This window comes from Streptomyces sp. NPDC054757 (assembly GCF_053612185.1).
Genome location: NZ_JBSHBW010000040.1, coordinates 33,831 through 50,834, shown reverse-complemented (window position 1 = coordinate 50,834; position 17,004 = coordinate 33,831). Strand labels below are relative to the sequence as shown.

Below are 17,004 nucleotides of genomic sequence, written 5' to 3'. Positions count from 1 at the left end.
GGGGAATCAGGAGGGGGTCGGGGTCGCCACCACGCCGAGCCCGGTCAGCAGCCCGGCACGCAGCAGGGTGAACTCAGGCGCTCCCACGTCGCGGGGGCGCGGAAGGGCCACCGGTTGCACATGGGCGATGACGCCGTCCTGCATCACCAGGACCCGGTCGGCCAGCAGCAGCGCTTCCTCCACGTCATGCGTGACGAGCAGCACGGCGCAGCCCCTGCGCTGCCACACCTCGGCCACCTGCTGCTGCGCTCTGATCCGGGTGAGTGCGTCGAGTGCGCCGAACGGTTCGTCGAGCAGCAGGAGGTCCGGTTCGCGGACCAGCGCCCGTGCCAGTGAAGCGCGTTGGGCCTCACCCCCGGAGAGCGTCTTGGGCCAGGCATCGGCCCGGTGCTCCAGGCCGACCTCGGCCAGCGCCCGTACCGCGGTCTCCCGGGCGGGGCGGCCGGGCAGGCCCAGCACGACGTTGCGCCACACCCGTTTCCACGGCATCAGGCGGGGCGCCTGGAAGGCCACCGCCCGGCGGCGGGGCACGAGCACGGTGCCGTCGATGTCCCGGTCGAGTCCGGCGAGTATCCGCAGCAGTGTGCTCTTGCCGCAGCCACTGCGCCCGAGCAGAGCCACGAACTCGCCGGGCCGTACCGCGAGTTCCAGCTTGTCGAGGACGGGCCGGCCGTCGAAGGACCGGGTCAGACCGGTGATGTCGACGACCGCCCGGTCGGCGGTCAGTTCCCCGTGAACGTGGGTCGCCATTGCAGCAACAGCCTTTCCAGCGTACGGACGACGAGATCGGCGGCCAGGCCGAGGAAGGCGTAGACGATCAGGCAGACCACGATGACGTCGGTGCGGTAGTACTCGCGGGCCTGGTCCATCAGGAAGCCGATGCCGTCGCCCGCGTTGACCGTCTCGCCGAAGACCAGGGCCAGCCACGCCGAGCCCAGCGCGAAGCGCAGCCCGGTCAGGGCTCCGGGCAGCGCTCCGGGCAGCACGACATGGCGGATCAGGCCGAAGCGGCCCAGGCCCAGCGTGGCACCGGCCTCGATCAGTTGCTCGTCCACGCCCCGGATCCCGGCGTGGGTGTTGATGTAGAGGGGGAAGGCCGTGGCGAGGGCGATCAGCGCCACCTTGACCGTCTCGTCGATACCCAGCCAGACGATCAGCAGCGGGATGAGCCCGGCGAACGGCACCGCGCGCAGCATCTGCACCACCGCGTCGATCAGGTCCTCGCCGATCCGCAGCAGCCCCGACAGCAGCCCCAGCCCGCCCCCGGCCGTCACACCCAGCACCAGTCCGACGGCGACGCGTTGCACCGAGACCGCCATCGCGGACGGCAGCGTGCCGTCGGAGATCAGCCCGCCGGCGGTACGGGCGATGGTGCCGGGGGAAGCGAGGATGTCCGACGGGAGTGCCCCGGTGGCGCTGAGCACCAGCCACAGGATCAGCAGCAGCGCGGGCCCGGTGGCACGTCGGAGCCAGCGTGGCAGGCTGCGGCGCCGGGACGATGCGGAGACGATGGGTTCCAGGTCGACGCCCGCCGCGCCGAGTGCGGCTGCCCCCTCGGCTTCAGGAGCCTGGGCCGAAATGATGGGTATGCCCTTTCCAGGGATTTTTTCGTTGGTACTCATGAGGGCTCCACGTCGGTACAGGAGGGCGCGGACCCGCGGCGCGGCGTGCGCGGGCGGCTGCCGGGGTGCTGACGGCGGAGTGCCGTCGCGGCCCGGGGCGCGGACGGGGAGCGGTGGGGAGCCTGGAGGCGTCGGCAGTCGCGGCAGCGTACGGGGAGGTCACGCTCAGCGGGTCAAAGTGACCGCCCGTGGAAAACATCTGGTAAATGCGACATGAACACGGGGCAGAAGCTAGCAGATGGGAACCTCACGCGGTCAACGGTGTCTCGCCCATCGGACGACACCCGGCGTCCATGGGACGGGATGGTCCGGTGCCGGATACCGGAGGAAGAGGCCGGACGGCCCCGGGCCAGGGGGCACGGCCTGCGAGTGCATCGGGAGACGCACGGCCGAGGTGGGATCCCGCGGTTACGGGTGGGGCGCCGCGGCTCGGACAGCGGGGATCCCTGGCAGGCCCACGAGCGATCCGTCGCGCGCGGACCGGAGCCGATCACCCTTCCCCTCCGGGCCGTTCACCTGATAGATGGAATGCCCATGACACGACTGACCCGCACCGTACGGTCCCTGGCCGCCGCCGCCCTGCTCGCCGTCGTCTCGGCAACGCCCGCCGCCAGGGCGCAGCAGGAGCCGCGGGCGCCGCGGGACTTCGTCGCGCTGAGCGCCGTGGACCCGACGATCATCCAGGAGATGCGGTATCCGTACGAGCACAACTTCACGGGTGCCCCGGTCGACGGATACGAGCAGCCGCTGTGCATCCTCACCCGCCCCGCCGCACAGGCCCTGCACCGGGCCCAGACGAAGCTGCTGCGCCGCGGGTATTCGCTGAAGGTCTACGACTGCTACCGGCCGCAGCGGGCCGTCGACCGCTTCGTGCGCTGGGCCGAGGACCCGGACGCCCTGGCGATGAAGGCGGAGTTCTATCCCCGGGTCGACAAGTCCCGGCTCTTCGCCGACGGTTACATCGCCGAGAAATCCGGCCACAGCCGCGGCAGCACCATGGATCTCACCCTGGTGAAGCTGCCTGCCCTGCCGACCCGCCCGTACCACCACGGCCAGCGGCTCGCCCCCTGCTACGCCCCGAAGGCGCAGCGCTTCCCGGACAACTCGATCGACATGGGAACCGGCTTCGACTGTTTCGACACCCTCGCACACACGGACGCCCCTCGGATCAAGGGCGTCCAGCGCGCCCACCGCGACATGCTGCGGACCGCACTCGACGCCGAGGGCTTCGTCAACCTCCCCGAGGAGTGGTGGCACTTCACCTACCAGCCGGAGGCGTACCCGGACCGCTACTTCGACTTTCCGGTCAGCCGGCGCTCGGTGGCCGGGCATCGCTGATGCTGCACGAAACCGGTGTCGCGCATGCCCCGTTCGGCATTCGGCAATAACCTGGAGGCATGGCCGAACTGGAGACCCGCGAGCTTGAGTACTTCATCGCCCTGGCCGAGGAGCTGCACTTCGGCCGGGCCGCCGAGCGGCTCTCGATCGCCCAGCCGGCGCTGTCGAAGGCGATCCGGCGGATCGAGAACCGGCTCGGTGTCCCGCTGTTCGTACGCTCCAGCCGCCATGTCGGACTCACCCCGGCCGGGGAGGCGTTGCAGGAACACGGGCGGCACGCGCTCAACGCGGTCGGCGCCGCCGCCCGGAACGCCCGGCGCGCCGGCGACACCGGGGACCAGCTGCGGCTGGTGCTCAAGCCGGGCGGTGACGCAGGGCTGCTCTCCGGGATCCTGGCCGAGTACGCCCGCCGGCCCGATGCCCGCCGGGTGGACATCCTGTTCAGCGGGCCCGCCGACCGGACCGGCTTCCTGCGTGACGGGCGGGCCGACGTCGGTCTGCTCTACGCCCCGTTCGACGAACTCGGCGGCCTGGCCCACGAGACGCTGCACACCGAGGACCGTGTGGCGGTCCTTCCGTCCGCGCACCGGCTGGCCGGGCGCGCCTCGGTACGGATGTCCGATCTGGCGGATGAGACGCTGCCGCGCTGGAAAGGGCTGGCCGGGGACGACGGCACGGGGCCCGAGGTGGCCGATGTGGTGCAGATGCTCCACATGATCACGGCGAACCGGATGATCGGGATGCTCCCCCGCTCACTGGTGGAGCCGGTCCCGGACGGCGTGACGCTGGTCCCGGTGACCGACGCCCCGCCCAGTCGCCTCGTGCTCGCCTGGAACGAGCGGGACCGCCGGCCGCTGGTCGCGTCCTTCGTGGCCGCCGCGCTCAGGGCCGCGCCGTCAAGGGAGCCGGCCGGAGACCGGCGCGGCTGACCTGCCGCCGGGCCGGTCCCGTACCCCCTTTACGTCCTCCCCGGCCGGCCGGGGGCCTTCCCGGCCGGCCACCGGGGTCACTTCCGCCAGAACAGATGGTGGGTCATCCCGCTCGGGCTGGGAACGACGTCCAGATGGAACCGGTCGCGCAGCTCGTCGGGGGAATCCCAGAGCCGCAGTCCTGACCCGAGCTTCACCGGCGAGACCGCCACATGCAGGGTGTCCACGAGGTCGGCGTCGAGGAACTCCCTGATGGTGGTGACCCCGCCGCCGAGCCGGACGTCCTTGCCCTGCGCGGCCTCCTTTGCCTGCTCCAGGACGGTGGCGGGGTCCGCTTCGACGAAGTGGAACGTGGTGTCGGAGAGTGTGAACGAAGGGCGGTGGTGGTGGGTCAGTACGAAGACCGGGGTGTGGAACGGGGGCTCGTCACCCCACCAGCCCTGCCACTCGTGGTCCTGCCAGGGGCCGCGCTGGGGGCCGAACTTGTTGCGCCCCATGATCTCGGCGCCGATGTTGTGCGCGAAGTCCCGCGTCAGATAGTCGTCCAGGCCCCGGCTCCCGCCCGGCTCGGTGCGGTTCGGCCAGCTCGCCGTGGCACCGGCCCAGGAGAACAGCTCCCCGGGATCGACATGACCGAACGGCCTTTCGAGCGTCTGGTCCTCGCCCGCGGCGACTCCGTCGCTGGAGACGGTGAAGTTCTGGACTCTCAGTAGCTGGGGCACGGTTCCTCCGGTGTGCTGTGTGTTGTCGGTATCGATAGTGAGACTCACCCGGGCGGGAAAACTCATCGCCACGTCGACGGCGGAGTAGCAGCAGAGTAAGGGAGCGGGGAGTAACGGGGTGGCGGAGTGACGGATGCCCCTTCTCCCGGTGCGCCCATGGCGCCTACCGTCTCCCCATGACGCAGCAGACATGTGATTCGTACGAGGAGTTCTGGCCCTACTACGTCGCGATGCACTCCCGGGCGGCGACCCGGTGGGTGCATCTGGCCGGCACGCTCACCGGGCTCGCCGTGACCGCCTACGGGCTTGCGCGGGGCCGGAAGCGGTATGCGGCCGCGCTGCCGCTCATCGGGTACGGGACCGCGTGGCCCGCGCACTTCCTCATAGAGGGGAACAATCCCGCGACCTTCGGCCACCCGGCCTGGTCGCTGCGGGGCGACGTACGCATGATCCGGACGATGCTGGCGGGCCGGGACCACGAACTGGCCGCCACCGCCGCGAAGTGGCTGGCGGAGAACGGCTGAACCCTGGGGCGCGGAGACGGGCCGAACCTGGGGGCACCGGAGAACGGCCGACAGGTGGCTCGCGGCGGCGGCCGGCCCGTGGCACACTTCTGACGTTCCGTCAGTTTGCTGATGCCGGGAGGGGTTTTGACGCGCACGCGCACACCCGTGGTGGCCGGATGGTTCACGGCCGAGGCCGGGGATGAGGACTTCCGGCTGCTGGGCACCCGGTGCTCGGCCTGTTCCGCCGTCTTCTTCCCGCGTGAGGACACCTTCTGCCGCAACCCGGGCTGCCCGGGCGGGGAACTGGTGGAGGTCCCGCTCTCCAAGCGGGGCCGGGTCTGGTCGTACACCGACGGCCGTTACCGGCCGCCCGCGCCGTATGTCTCGGACCCCGGCGTCGCATGGGAGCCGTACATCCTGGTCGCCGTCGAGCTGGCGGCGGAGGGCATGGTCGTGCTCGGGCAGGCGTCGCCTGGGGTGTCACTCGCGGATCTGGCGGTCGGCGCCGAGGTGGAAGCCGTACCCGGCGTGCTCAACGAGGACACGGACACCGTCTGGACCACCTGGCACTGGCGGCCGGTGCGGACACCGCGGGCGCGCTCATGACCGGCGACATAGCGGTCCTGGGGGCCGGGATGCACGCATGGGGCAAGTGGGGGCGGAGCTTCGTCGAGTACGGGACGGCCGCGGCCCGTACCGCGCTCGCGGACGCCGGGATCGGCTGGCAGGAGGTGCAGTCGGTCGTCGGCGCGGACACGGTGCGCTGCGGCTATCCCGGCTATGTGGCGGGCGCCACCTTCGCGCGGGCGCTGGGCTGGCAGGGAGTCCGCGTCACCAGTGTGTACGCGGCCTGTGCGTCCGGGGCGCAGGCCATCAGCACGGCCAGGGCGCAGATACTCGCCGGGATGGCGAACGTGGTGCTGGTGGTCGGCGCCGACTCCGCGCCGAAGGGGTTCTTCGCCCCTGCGGGCGGTGAGCGGCCCGACGACCCCGACTGGCTGCGCTTCAGGGTGCTGGGGGCCACCAACCCGGCGTACTTCGCGCTGTACGCCCGGCGCCGGATGGCCGTCCACGGCGACACCCTGGAGGACTTCGCGCGGGTGAAGGTGAAGAACTCGGCGGCGGGCGCGCTCAACCCTGGCGCCCGCTACCGCAAACCGGTCACCCTCGATGACGTGGCCGCCTCACCCGTGGTCGCCGACCCGCTGCGGCTCCTCGACATCTGCGCGACCTCCGACGGCGCGGCCGCTCTCGTGCTCACCAGCATGGAGTTCGCACGCCGGCACGGGGTGGCGCACCCGGTCCGTATCCGTGCGGTCTCCACCGTCACTCCCACGTACCCCAGGACCGTACTCGACCTGCCGGACATCGCCACCGACTCGGCGACCGCCGTGGCAGCCCCGGCGGAATCCTTCCGCGCCTCCCTCGCGCGTGCGGCGTACGAGGAGGCGGGGATCGGCCCGGAGGACATCTCACTGGCCGAGGTCTACGACCTGTCGACCGCGCTGGAGCTGGAGTGGTACGAGGACATCGGGCTCTGCGGGGCGGGCGAGGGCGCGACACTCGTACGGGAGGGCGCCACCGCGCTCGGCGGCCGGGTCCCGGTCAACCCCAGTGGGGGTCTTGCCTCCTTCGGTGAGGCGGTGCCCGCGCAGGCCATCGCCCAGGTCTGCGAGGTGACCTGGCAGCTGCGCGGCGGGGCCGGCGCCCGCCAGGTGCCGGGGGCACGCGCCGCGATCACCGCCAACCAGGGGCTGTTCGGGCACGGTTCGTCGGTGATCGCCGTCCGCTGAGCGGGGCCTTCCGCAGCGCTGAACCGGCGGCGGCGGGCACGCGGGCTCCTCAGGTGATGGCCTGTGCGGGGGCCTCAGGTGATGGCGTGCGCGCGGGGCCTCACGTGATGGCGTGCGCGCGGGCTCCGGAAGCGAGGGCCATGGCGTGCTCCACGACGGAGACCAGTACCTCCTTCACGGTCTCGCGGTCCCGCGCGTCACACATCAGGACGGGCACGCCGGGGTCGAGGTCGAGGGCGGACCGCACGGTGTCCCCGGGATATCGGTCCGCTCCGTCGAAGCAGTTGACGGCCACGGTGAACGGGATGGAGCGCCGCTCGAAGTAGTCGACCGCCGCGAAGCAGTCCTCAAGACGGCGGGTGTCGGCGAGCACGACCGCCCCGAGTGAGCCCTGCGCCAGCTCGTCCCAGAGGAACCAGAAGCGGTCCTGCCCCGGAGTGCCGAACAGATAGAGGACGAGGTCCTCCTTGAGCGTGATGCGGCCGAAGTCCATGGCGACGGTGGTGGTCGTCTTCTGCTCCACCCCTTCGGTGGAGTCCACCGGGCGGCCCGCCTCGCTCAGCGTCTCCTCGGTACGCAGTGGCCGGATCTCGCTGACCGCTCCCACCAGAGTGGTCTTGCCCACGCCGAATCCGCCCGCCACTAAGATCTTGAGGGTCACCGGCTCGACGAACTGCTGGTTGCGGCTAGAGCGCCCGAAGGCCATTGATTACCTCGCGAAGAATGCTGACGTCCGGCAGTTCCGCCGGCGGTACGGGCTGGGTGACGCGGACGAGTTCGTCGTCGACGAGGTCGCCGACCAGGACCCGTACCACTCCCACGGGCAGGTCGAAGTCGGCCGCCAGTTCGGCGATGGACTGCGGTGCGGTGGCGCACCGTTCGACGATGTCCACATGTTCGGGTGAGAGCCGCTGGTCCCTGCCCGGGTCGTCGGCGGCCGGCTCGGGGACGACCAGCGCGATCAGGTCGAGGCGGTGGCCGGGGCCGGCACCGGTACGGCCGCGTGTCATGGCGTACGGACGGACCACGGGCCCCGCGTCGTCGTCGAACCAGTGGTGCGCCGGTGGCCGGCCCACGTCACTCATGGCGTCACCCTCACCCTCCCGCGGTGAGCCCGCTCCGCGGGGCCGTCGCGAGGTGGGCACCGACCCGCTTCACCATGAGTGTCATCTCGTACGCCACCAGGCCGACGTCGGAGTCCGCGTCGGACAGCACGGCGAGGCAGCTGCCGTCGCCCGCCGCCGTGATGAAGAGGAAGGCTTCGTCCAGCTCCACGACGGTCTGGCGGACCTTTCCGGCCTCGAAGTGGCGCCCGACGCCCTTGGCCAGGCTGTGGAAGCCGGAGGCGACGGCTGCCAGATGCTCGCCGTCCTCCCGGGTCAGGTCCTTCGATGTGCCGGTCGCCAGACCGTCCCCCGAGAGGACCAGTGCCTTGCGGATGCTGCCGACCCGGTCGACGAGTTCGTCGAGGAGCCAGTTGAGCTCTCCGGGGCCACCTGGTCCGTGGTGTCCTGCTGCGTTCGGTACGGTCATCGACCGGTCCCCTCCGATGCGTTTCCTGGTGCCGTGTCGGCCGGTCCGGTGCCGACTGCGGCTGATTCTGCCGAGTCCTGTGCGGAGTTGTCGCGGCGCCCCCGCTGCCAGCCCCGCTGGAGCGATGCCATCCTGCTGCGTACTTCGTCCGGGTCGCGCTCATCGCCGTCCGCCGCCGCCGGTTCGGCAGCGGGTGCGGGCGCGCCCCTCAGCTGCGGGGCCAGACTCGCCTGGCGTACCCGGCGGGGCAGTCCGTCGGGGCCCGCGGCCGGGGGGCCGGTGCGCGGCGGGCCGGGGTCCCGGGGGGCGGACGGCCGCGCGGGCGGCTGCGGTGCGCTCCGCCAGGGTTCGGGCTGCGGCGGCTCGCTCACCGGGGGGCCGGTGCGCGGGGGCTCGGGCTGCCGGGCCGCGCCGCTCATCGGGGAACCGGTACGCGGGGGTTCGGACCTCCGGGGCCCGGTCGCCGTCTGTTCGGGGATGTCGACCCGGCGCCCGTGGTCGGATACGAGAGTCGGCTGTCCTGGTTTGCGGCGCCGGGGCAGTCCGACGGGGCCGGCGGGCCGGGTGACGCCCTGCTGCGCCGCCCCTTCGTCGGGGGTCTGCTGATGCTGATCGGGGGCCGGGGCGACCGCACGGTGGCGGAAGATCCCGCCCGGTGTGCTGTCCTCGTCCGCCAGGTCCGCGGTGTCGTCCAGCGTCAACGGGTCGGCCGGCGGCTCCAGTTCGACCGGCCCGTCGATCACCGACACGGGTGTGCGGCCCGCGGCGGGCACCGGCGCGAGCCCGGAGCGCGATCCGGACCGGTGCCCGGACCGCCGGTCGGCGCGGAACCCGGCGCCGTCGGCCCCGGAGCCCTCGGCCGTGCCGTCCTGGTCGGACCCCTCGGAGTCCGGCGCGTCGGTGAGCAGCGCCACCGGGATGAAGATGACGGCGGTGGTGCCGCCGTACGGCGAGGGCTGGAGCGAGACCCGGACGTTCTGCCGCTGCGCGAGCCTGCTCACCACGAAGAGGCCCAGCCGGTCGGTGTCGGACAGCTCGAACTCGGGGGTCTCCGCGAGCCGCAGATTGGCGTCGAGCAGCGCGTCGGGCGCGAGACCGAGCCCACGGTCGTGGATCTCCAGGGTGAAACCGTTGGCGACCCGCTCGCCCAGCACCTGGACCGCTGTGTGCGGAGGCGAGAACACCGTGGCGTTCTCCAGGAGTTCGGCGATCAGATGGGTGAGGTCGGCGACGGCGGGGCCGCCAACGCCGATCCTCGGCAGCCGCCTGACCTCGATCCGCTCGTAGTCCTCGACCTCGGCGACCGCGGCGCGTACGACATCCATCAGCTGGACCGGCTTGCGCCACTGCCGGGAGGGGGCGGCTCCGGAGAGGATCACCAGCCCTTCGGCGTGGCGGCGCATACGGGTGGTGAGGTGGTCGAGCCGGAAGAGGTCGGCAAGCTCCTCGGTGTCCTCCGTACGGCGCTCCATGCTGTCCAGCAGCGTCAGCTGGCGGTGCAGCAGGACCTGGTTGCGCCGGGCGAGGTTCACGAAGACGTCGGAGACCCCGCGGCGCAGGTCGGCCTGGCGCACGGCTGCTTCGACCGCCGCGCGCTGGACGGTGTTGAGGGCAAGGCCGACTTGACCGACCTCGTCCTTCGCGTATTCGAGGCGGGGTGCCTCGGTCTCGATGTCGACCTGTTCGCCGGCGGCGAGCCTGCGCATCACGGCCGGCAGCCGCACCCCGGAGACCTCATGGGCCTCCTTGCGCAGCCGGCTGAGGTCGCGGACCAGTTCGCGTCCGATGCGTACGGACACCACCAGCGAGACCAGCAGTCCGCCGATGCCGAGCAGCGCGGCGACACCGGCCTTGGCGAAGACCCGGAGGACGGCCGGCCTCACCCGGTCCCGGAAGTCCGCGCGGGCTGTGTCGCCGAGCGTGTCGAGGTGGCTGAGTGTCCGGCCCGCGTCGGTGGTCCAGCGGGACGCGGAGCCGGAGATGGTGGTACTGCCGGAGTTCTTGCCGAGCACGGTGGACTCCGCGGTGCGCACCGGGATGGTCGAAGGGCCGCTCCAGTAGGCGCTGAACACGTCGCCGTCCTGGTCGGGCAGCGAGGGCAGGCTGACCGTGTAGTACATCGTGCGGGCAGTGACCAGGTCCGAGATGTCGCGCAGATCGTGGGGGTCGAGCCGGCCGGATGTGAGGGCGGAGCCGAGGAGCGCGTCCTCACGCGAGAAGGCCTCACGGGCCCTGCTGACGCCGACCAGGCCCCGGGCCTCCTTGTCGAGGCCGGAGTTCTGCAGGGCGGGCAGGTCGACGAGGAAGTCGAGCACCTGGTCGCAGAGCCGGTTGTACTGCTCGTACGCCTCGCGGCGGGTCACCTCGTGGTTCCCCGCGTTGTGCCGCAGCGAGCCGAGCCCGGCGAACCCGTCCAGCACGGCCCGCAGCTGCCGTCCGGACTTCCCGCCCAGTGCGGAACGGGCGTCGCTCCGGTCCGCGCCGCGGCGCACCGCGGCCAGGCTCGCGTCGGTCCTCGCCCGCTGGGTGCGCAGTTCGGACTGGACGTCGGATGCTCCCGGGTCGACCAGCTGGCGCAGGGTGAGGGAGCGTTCCTTCTCGACATCCTGGAGTGAGACGCCGAGCGGTTCGGCCACTCTCTTGTAAACGGTGCCCGCGCGCATCAGTTGCAGGGCGTCCCGGCCGGTGAGGTAGACGGAGAACGTCCAGATCGCCGTCAACGCGACAAGTGGGACCAGCAACAGCGCCACGATCTTCCTGCGGATGGACTTCCCGCGAAAGCGCATGGCCTCCCCCAGCTCAACCCCGCCCGGCGGGGGTGGTGTTCCGTCAACAAACGGCGTGAGCCTACTACTGCGGCCCAGGCTACTCGAAGGGACGTCCGGGCTATTTTCAGCCGCCTGCACGAGAGTTGATCACCCCATGTCCTGGTATCCCAGCAGATCGTCTTCCCTGATCCGACGAGAGAACCCTGGCAGGACGGCACTTTCCACCCGTGTGCGGTTGGCTGGATTTCCATGGATGGCGGGAATCTTTTACGGGAGTTGTTCGTCATTGCGTACGAGGGGCGCACCACGGGCGGGGACGCTTGAACCGACCCAAGCCGGGCATCCGTTCTGGAGTCGGACAGCGCCGAGGCGTGAAGGTCGAGGGTGAAGTGAGCATGGCCATCGAAGAGGGCGAGGCGCCCCTGCGGACGTTGTGGACCGAGGAGCCCGTCGGGCGCTACCGGCTGCCGGATCCGGTGCGCGGAAGCGCGGTGCGTGCCGTGCTCATCGTCTCCGTGACACTGATACAGGCCGTGACGGCCTTCCTCTCCACCGTCTCCGGCTCCTGGCTGGCCTTCCCCATGGTGCTGAGCAGTGTGGCGAGCACGGTCGTCGCGACCTGGGCGGTGCTGGACGTCTGGATCACCCGGCAGGTGTGGAACCAGCGCCACGGGGTGACCTCCGCGCCCAGCAGCACCGCCCGCCGGCTCCGTAAGGAGCGGCGAGCGGCTCGGCGGGCGGCCCGCCGGCAGGAGCGGGACACCGAGCGGATACCGGCGAACCAGGCGAACCGCACCAGTCGGCTGTCGCCCCAGGCCTGAACCGCCGGGTTGTATGGGGCTTCGCGGACGGGACGGGGAGTAAGCGCCTTGGCCTAAGCGCCTTGGCCCGGCTCACCGGCCGTGACCGACGCACCGCCCTGGGCGGACGCACCGCCCGGAACCAGCTCACCGCCCGGAACCGGCTGGCCCCGCCGGAACATCCGGGTCGCGGTGATTTCGCCGTGCACCTGCTCCCCTCCGGGGTCCAGTTGCGGGAGGCCGGGCCGCAGATGCTCCTCCACGCTGATGTACTTCAGCCCCGCCCGGAGATCCGCGTCATTGCGCAATCTGATGACCAGGGGGAATTCCGCGAGGGCCGTGGTGTCGAACAGTCCCGTCGTATAGAGCAGCTGGACGCCGAGCGCGTCGGAGACCGCGCGCTGGAGTTCCAGCAGATAGGTGGCGTTCGCCCGGCCGATCGGGTTGTCCAGGAAGAGGGTCCCCGCGTGCCGGTGCCTGTCGCGGCCCCGGTCGTTGCTGCGCAGGGCGGCCATCGTGCAGTAGAGGGCGATCGCGGCGGTGAGCAGCTGGCCGCCGGAGAAGACGTCTCCCATCTGCCCGACCGGCACGCGCTCGGCCCGGAGCACGGCGTCCGGCTTGAGGATCTCGACCGCGACGCCCTTCGGTTCGAGCGCCGCGTGGACGGCCCGCAGCAGCAGTGACATCCCGTCCCTGCGCAAATCGGAGTTCTTCTTCAGAGCCGCACGGGTCGCCTCGTCGATGACCTCGCCGAGCCGCTCCGCGAGGGTGGCCTGGTCGGGCTCGTCGAAACGGATCCGCAGGAACTCCTGGCCCGACCACTCCCCGAGCCCCTCGGGCAGCCGGGAGAGCCGCTGGGCGGAGCGGAGAGTCGTGAGCGCGGACTCCACCAGGCCGCGCAGCCGGTCGACGATCGACTCGCGGTTGCGCTCCAGCTGCTCCAGCTCATCGGTGAGCACCCGCAGCCGGGGGGCAAAGGCCGCCGCCCACTTCTCGGCGTGCTCGGGCAGCGCGGCAGCGGGCAGTTCACGGATCTGCTGGCGTGCCGGGGTGCGGACCTGCTCGTAACGGGTGGCGTTGGCATGGCGTACGAGGATGTCGCTCGCCTCCCGCACCGCCGACTCGGCCGCCGACAGATCACCCGCGCAGCCGCGCAGCGAGCGGCGGGCGTCGGCGGCCGACTCGCGGGCCTCCTCCTGGCTGCCGGGGTAGGGCTCGGGCGGCGCCGGTTCGGTGCTCTCGTCGTCCTGGTGCGGGTCGCGGAGCAGATCCCGCAGCAGGGCCGCCGATTCGTCGAAGCCGCCCGCGGCGTCCTCCGACGCCCGGTGTGCGCGCAGCAGTTCGGCGTGGGCCGCCCGGGAGGTCTCCAACGCATCGGTACGGGAGGCCAGTTCGGCGGTGGCCTTGCGGAGCAGGGCCTGCGCCGCGTCCGCGTCGGCCGGGACCAGCTCGCCGGGCAGTTCGGTGTGGGCCTCCGTACCGTCGGCGGGGGCCAGCCGCTCGGCCTCACCGCGCAGCCGGCCCAGCTGTTCGCTGGCGGCCGACGCCCGGGTCTCCAGCATCTGGACGAGCGACTCCGCACGGGCGGCCGCCGCCTGCCGTGAGGGGCCGTCCGCGCCGTCGGTGGATTCGAGCAGCTGGGCGGCGCGGGTGCGGACCTTGTTGGAGAGCCGGTCGAGCTCGGCGCGGGCCGCGCTCTCGTCGCTCTCGGCCCTGGCCTGCTCGGCCCGCAGATCGGCCCCGACGCCGACCTTCTCGTACAGCTGCGAAGCGGCCCGGTACGCCTCTCGCAGAGCGGGCAGGGCGGAGCGCTGCGCGCCCTCGTCCGGTGCGGGCAGGTCCTCGGGCACCCCGGCGATCTCGGACCGTTCGGCCCGCAGCGCGCGGGCGGTGCGCCGTGCGTCGTCGGCGGCGCGCTGGGCGGCTCTGCGGTCCTCGTCGGCCGCTCGGGCGCGCTCCAGGCAGGTCGCGGCGCGGGACTCCGACTCGGCGGCCTCTTCGCCCAGTTCGCGCAGGGTGACCTGCCAGCCCGCCCGTTCGCGGAGGCGGAAGGCGAGCCCGGAGAGCGCGTCGGCGACCCGCCGGGCGCGCTGGGCTGTTTCCTGGCGTTCGTCGCGCACCCGGCCGGCGTCGGCAGCCGCCTCGTCCGCCTCGGTACGGTCGGTACGCGCCTCCTCCAGTGCGGTGGCGGCGGCCTCGGCGGCCTCCTTGGCACTGCTCGCGACCGCCTCCAGCTCGGCGAGGGTGCCGGGCGGGCAGGCGGACCGCCAGGAGCCGAGCCGGGCGGCGAGGGTCCGGTCGCCACTCAGCCGGGCGGCGAGCGTGCGGATCTCCTCGTCGCGCCGGCCCGCGCGGGTGCGCAGCGCCTGCCGCTCCTCATCGGCGGCATGCTCGTCGTGCATGGCCGGGTTCGGCCGTACGAGGAAGACCTCGGCATCCGACGTACCGGACGGCCCGGGCCCCGGGACCGGGGCGAGCAGCGCGGACGCGGTGCCCACGGCGACCGCGGAGCGCGGCAGCAGGGCGGCGCCGCCGAGTACCGCACGGGCCCTGCCGTGTGCGGCCGGATCGGTGATGACCACACCGTCGACCAGTTCGGGCCGGGCGGCCAGCACCGCCGCGTGGTCCGCGGGGTCCACCGACTGGGCGAGATAGCGCCATCCGGGCAGCGCCGGGATGCCGTGTTCGCCCAGGAACTCGACGGTGGCCAGCACATCCGGGCCCGGGGGCAGCAGCCCGCCGTCGCCCAGGGCGCCGAGGATACGGGAGTCGTCCGCGGCCGCCGTGCGCAGTTCGAAGAGCTGCCGTTCGGCCGATGCGACGCCCCCGTCGAGCAGTTCCCCCAGCTCTTCGGCGTTGCGGTCCAGTTCGGCCGCGGTGAGCGGACCGCGCGCCAGGGTGTCCGGGTGGCTCTCCGGCTCACGGGCTGTGGTGCCCGCGGCGGCCGGGGCATCGTGCGGTCCGCCGGTTCCCGGCTCTCCGCTCGTCGTGCTGTCGGCCGTGGCCGCGGTGACCGCGTCGCGTGGCCGGTCCGCTGCCGGTGCCCCGCCGTTGCGGGGCTGCGGCAGCCCCGCGACCGTGGTCACCGTCGTCGGCAGGCCGAGCAGTTCGGCGAGCCGGGGCTCCGCCGCGATGGATTCGGCGGTGCGCAGCTCCGTCTCGTAGGCGCGCTCGGCGGCGCGTGCCGCGTCCGCCGCGCGGGCGGCGGCGAGGTCGGTCCTGCTCTCCCGGGAGGCCGCTTCCCTGGCCTCGTCCGCCGTGCTGCGGGCCTGCTCGCGGGCCGTGTCCCAGGCGGCGACCGCCGCCTTCTCCGCGTCGCTGGCCGCCAGGGCGGCGCGCGCCGGGTCCGCGTCGGGCGCGGTGTCGTCGAGCCAGCCCGCGCGGACGGCCTCGGAGGTCTCCTGGGCGACCTCGGTGAGGCGCTGGCGCAGATGCCCGGCCTCGCTGCGGGCGCGCTGGGCCTCGGTGGCGGCCGCCGTCGCGTCGCGGTGTGCGGCCTCGCCGGCCGTCTGGAGCTCCGCCGCGCGCTCCTCCTCCTCGTTGGCGAGCTGTTCGCCGCTCTCGGCTGCCGAGTGGAGTGCGCGGACCAGGTCGGCCGCCGCGGTGCTGCGGGCGGCCAGGGCCGGGGCGGCGTCCCGCTCGGCCTCCCTGATGGCGACGGCGACCCGGGCCGACCGGTCGGCCGCCGCCCGGTGGCGCAGCACCGCCTCGGCGGCCTGCCACGCGGAGTGGAAGGTCCGTGCGTCGGCCAGCTCCCTGCGCTGCGCCGCGGCGGACTTCTCGGCGACGGTGAGCGCCAGCGAGGCGTGCCGGTAGGCCAGTTCGGCGGCGATCAGCGCGCTGCGGCCACGGGCCTCATCGGCCCGGGTGACGGTGTGGGCGGCGGACGTGACCTGCTGGGCCAGGTCGGACGCACGGCCCCGCTCGTCGGCGGCGCGGGCGGAGAGCCTGCGGGCGAGGGTGCGGGTACGGCGCTCGGCGCCCGCGTGAACGTCCCGGGCCCGCGAGCGTGCCGAGGCGGCGTCGACGATACGGCCGAGCAGATCGACCGAGCCGGCGGTGAAGTCCCGTTCCGCGGTGAGTTCGGCGCGGCGGCCCAGCTTGCTGCCGAAACTGCCGACGAGGTCGGCCAGGCCGTCCGTGTCACGGGTGTCGGTGACGGCGCGCAGCAGCAGATCGGTGAAGTCGGAGTCCTTCTTGACGGCGAAGAGACCGGCCGCCTCGCCCTCGTCCGCGTTCATCTCGCGCTGGTAGCGGAAGAGTTCCGGGTCGAGTCCCAGCTCGCCGAGGTGCTCGTTCCAGCGGTCGTGGATCTCCTCCCAGTGCACGTCCAGGTGGGGATAGAACTTGCCGGCCTCGGTGATCGCGTCGCGGAAGCCCTTCATGGTGCGGCGCCTGCCGCGCGCCCCCGACACTCCTTCCACCGGCGGCCGTACGGTGGTGGCTTCGGCGACCGGGAGTGAGTCGAGGCTCAGCCCGGGGCCCGGCCGGAACGAGTACCAGGCCTCGGCGAACTTCCGGGGGTCGTTGGAGACCTGCCGGCCCCGCCACTCGCTGGCCTTGCCGACGACGACGAGTTCACCGGTGAGGGTGTGCTGCCACTCCAGGGCGACATGGCCGCAGTCGTCGGCGAGCAGGAACTTGCGCAGGACGCCGGAGCTGGCGCCGCCGAGCGTGTTGCGGTGGCCGGGCAGCATCACCGAGAAGATCAGCTTCAGCAGGACCGACTTGCCCCCGCCGTTCTCCAGGAAGAGGACGCCCGCGGGCGCGGGACGGCGCGGCGGCCCGACCGGCTCCTCCTCGAAGAACTCCGCCTGGGCCGGGGCCGGGTGGGGGACGGGCGCTCCCACTCCCCGCAGGTCGAGCACGGTGTCGGCGTAGCGGGCACCGGCAGGTCCGATGGAGTAGAGGCGGACCCGGGACAGCTCGTACATGGCGGCGGACTCTCGTCGTTGTGGTGCGGGATCTTGCTCGGGGCTGTTCGGGCCTGGCC

General features: G+C 72.7%; 14 protein-coding genes. 6 read left to right on the top strand and 8 right to left on the bottom strand.

The genetic code is table 11. The features are described 5' to 3' along the window. Nucleotides 1-6: 6 nt before the first annotated feature. Both ACWGKJ_RS31780 and ACWGKJ_RS31775 read right to left on the bottom strand, forming a co-directional pair. Nucleotides 7-750, bottom strand: coding sequence for an ABC transporter ATP-binding protein (locus tag ACWGKJ_RS31780; protein ID WP_385024293.1), 744 nt, complete (start codon nt 748-750; stop codon nt 7-9). Beyond that, nucleotides 723-1,622 carry an ABC transporter permease gene (locus ACWGKJ_RS31775; RefSeq protein WP_385024291.1) on the bottom strand — a complete coding sequence of 300 codons (900 nt, stop codon included), beginning with the start codon at nt 1,620-1,622 and terminating at the stop codon, nt 723-725. Before ACWGKJ_RS31775 ends, ACWGKJ_RS31780 begins: the two co-directional genes overlap by 28 nt. Before the next feature lie 534 nt (nt 1,623-2,156). On the opposite strand from ACWGKJ_RS31775, the gene ACWGKJ_RS31770 reads away from it, so the two are divergent. Continuing rightward, on the top strand, nt 2,157-2,960 hold the full coding sequence (locus ACWGKJ_RS31770; RefSeq protein WP_385024289.1) for a M15 family metallopeptidase: 804 nt from the start codon (nt 2,157-2,159) through the stop codon (nt 2,958-2,960). A 59-nt stretch (nt 2,961-3,019) separates the two neighbouring features. Next, the gene (locus ACWGKJ_RS31765; protein ID WP_385024287.1) at nt 3,020-3,889 is read left to right on the top strand and encodes a LysR family transcriptional regulator; all 870 of its coding nucleotides are present in this window, start codon (nt 3,020-3,022) and stop codon (nt 3,887-3,889) included. Nucleotides 3,890-3,966: 77 nt separating this feature from the next. Here ACWGKJ_RS31765 and ACWGKJ_RS31760 read toward each other — a convergent pair whose 3' ends face one another. Further along, nucleotides 3,967-4,611 carry a dihydrofolate reductase family protein gene (locus ACWGKJ_RS31760; RefSeq protein WP_385024285.1) on the bottom strand — a complete coding sequence of 215 codons (645 nt, stop codon included), beginning with the start codon at nt 4,609-4,611 and terminating at the stop codon, nt 3,967-3,969. Nucleotides 4,612-4,787: 176 nt separating this feature from the next. Between ACWGKJ_RS31760 and ACWGKJ_RS31755 the strand changes: the two genes are divergently transcribed. The 3 genes from ACWGKJ_RS31755 to ACWGKJ_RS31745 all read left to right on the top strand — a co-directional run bounded on the left by ACWGKJ_RS31755 (nt 4,788) and on the right by ACWGKJ_RS31745 (nt 6,910). Beyond that, nucleotides 4,788-5,135 carry an Mpo1-like protein gene (locus ACWGKJ_RS31755; RefSeq protein ID WP_385024283.1) on the top strand — a complete coding sequence of 116 codons (348 nt, stop codon included), beginning with the start codon at nt 4,788-4,790 and terminating at the stop codon, nt 5,133-5,135. 126 nt (nt 5,136-5,261) lie between these two features. Further along, nucleotides 5,262-5,723 (top strand): Zn-ribbon domain-containing OB-fold protein, encoded by a 462-nt coding sequence (locus ACWGKJ_RS31750; protein WP_385024282.1) that lies wholly within the window; start codon nt 5,262-5,264, stop codon nt 5,721-5,723. Then, the gene (locus ACWGKJ_RS31745) at nt 5,720-6,910 is read left to right on the top strand and encodes a lipid-transfer protein (protein ID WP_385024280.1); all 1,191 of its coding nucleotides are present in this window, start codon (nt 5,720-5,722) and stop codon (nt 6,908-6,910) included. Before ACWGKJ_RS31750 ends, ACWGKJ_RS31745 begins: the two co-directional genes overlap by 4 nt. 100 nt (nt 6,911-7,010) lie before the next feature. On the opposite strand, the gene ACWGKJ_RS31740 is transcribed toward ACWGKJ_RS31745, so the two are convergent. Genes ACWGKJ_RS31740 through ACWGKJ_RS31725 form a run of 4 tightly spaced genes read right to left on the bottom strand, consistent with a single transcriptional unit; the run spans nt 7,011 to nt 11,229 of the window. Further along, a complete protein-coding gene (locus tag ACWGKJ_RS31740; RefSeq protein ID WP_385024278.1) occupies nt 7,011-7,616 on the bottom strand; it encodes a GTP-binding protein in 606 nt (201 codons plus the stop codon). After that, a complete protein-coding gene (locus ACWGKJ_RS31735; protein ID WP_385024276.1) occupies nt 7,597-7,995 on the bottom strand; it encodes a DUF742 domain-containing protein in 399 nt (132 codons plus the stop codon). The genes ACWGKJ_RS31740 and ACWGKJ_RS31735 overlap by 20 nt, the downstream gene beginning before the upstream one ends. Before the next feature lie 10 nt (nt 7,996-8,005). Continuing rightward, complete coding sequence (locus ACWGKJ_RS31730; RefSeq protein WP_385024274.1) at nt 8,006-8,443, bottom strand: roadblock/LC7 domain-containing protein; 438 nt, start codon at nt 8,441-8,443, stop codon at nt 8,006-8,008. After that, nucleotides 8,440-11,229 carry a nitrate- and nitrite sensing domain-containing protein gene (locus tag ACWGKJ_RS31725; protein WP_385024272.1) on the bottom strand — a complete coding sequence of 930 codons (2,790 nt, stop codon included), beginning with the start codon at nt 11,227-11,229 and terminating at the stop codon, nt 8,440-8,442. Before ACWGKJ_RS31725 ends, ACWGKJ_RS31730 begins: the two co-directional genes overlap by 4 nt. A 377-nt stretch (nt 11,230-11,606) precedes the next feature. Between ACWGKJ_RS31725 and ACWGKJ_RS31720 the strand changes: the two genes are divergently transcribed. Further along, on the top strand, nt 11,607-12,032 hold the full coding sequence (locus tag ACWGKJ_RS31720; protein WP_385024270.1) for a hypothetical protein: 426 nt from the start codon (nt 11,607-11,609) through the stop codon (nt 12,030-12,032). A 53-nt stretch (nt 12,033-12,085) separates the two neighbouring features. Here ACWGKJ_RS31720 and ACWGKJ_RS31715 read toward each other — a convergent pair whose 3' ends face one another. Continuing rightward, a complete protein-coding gene (locus tag ACWGKJ_RS31715) occupies nt 12,086-16,945 on the bottom strand; it encodes a hypothetical protein (protein ID WP_453315883.1) in 4,860 nt (1,619 codons plus the stop codon). Between the last annotated feature and the right edge of the window lie 59 nt (nt 16,946-17,004).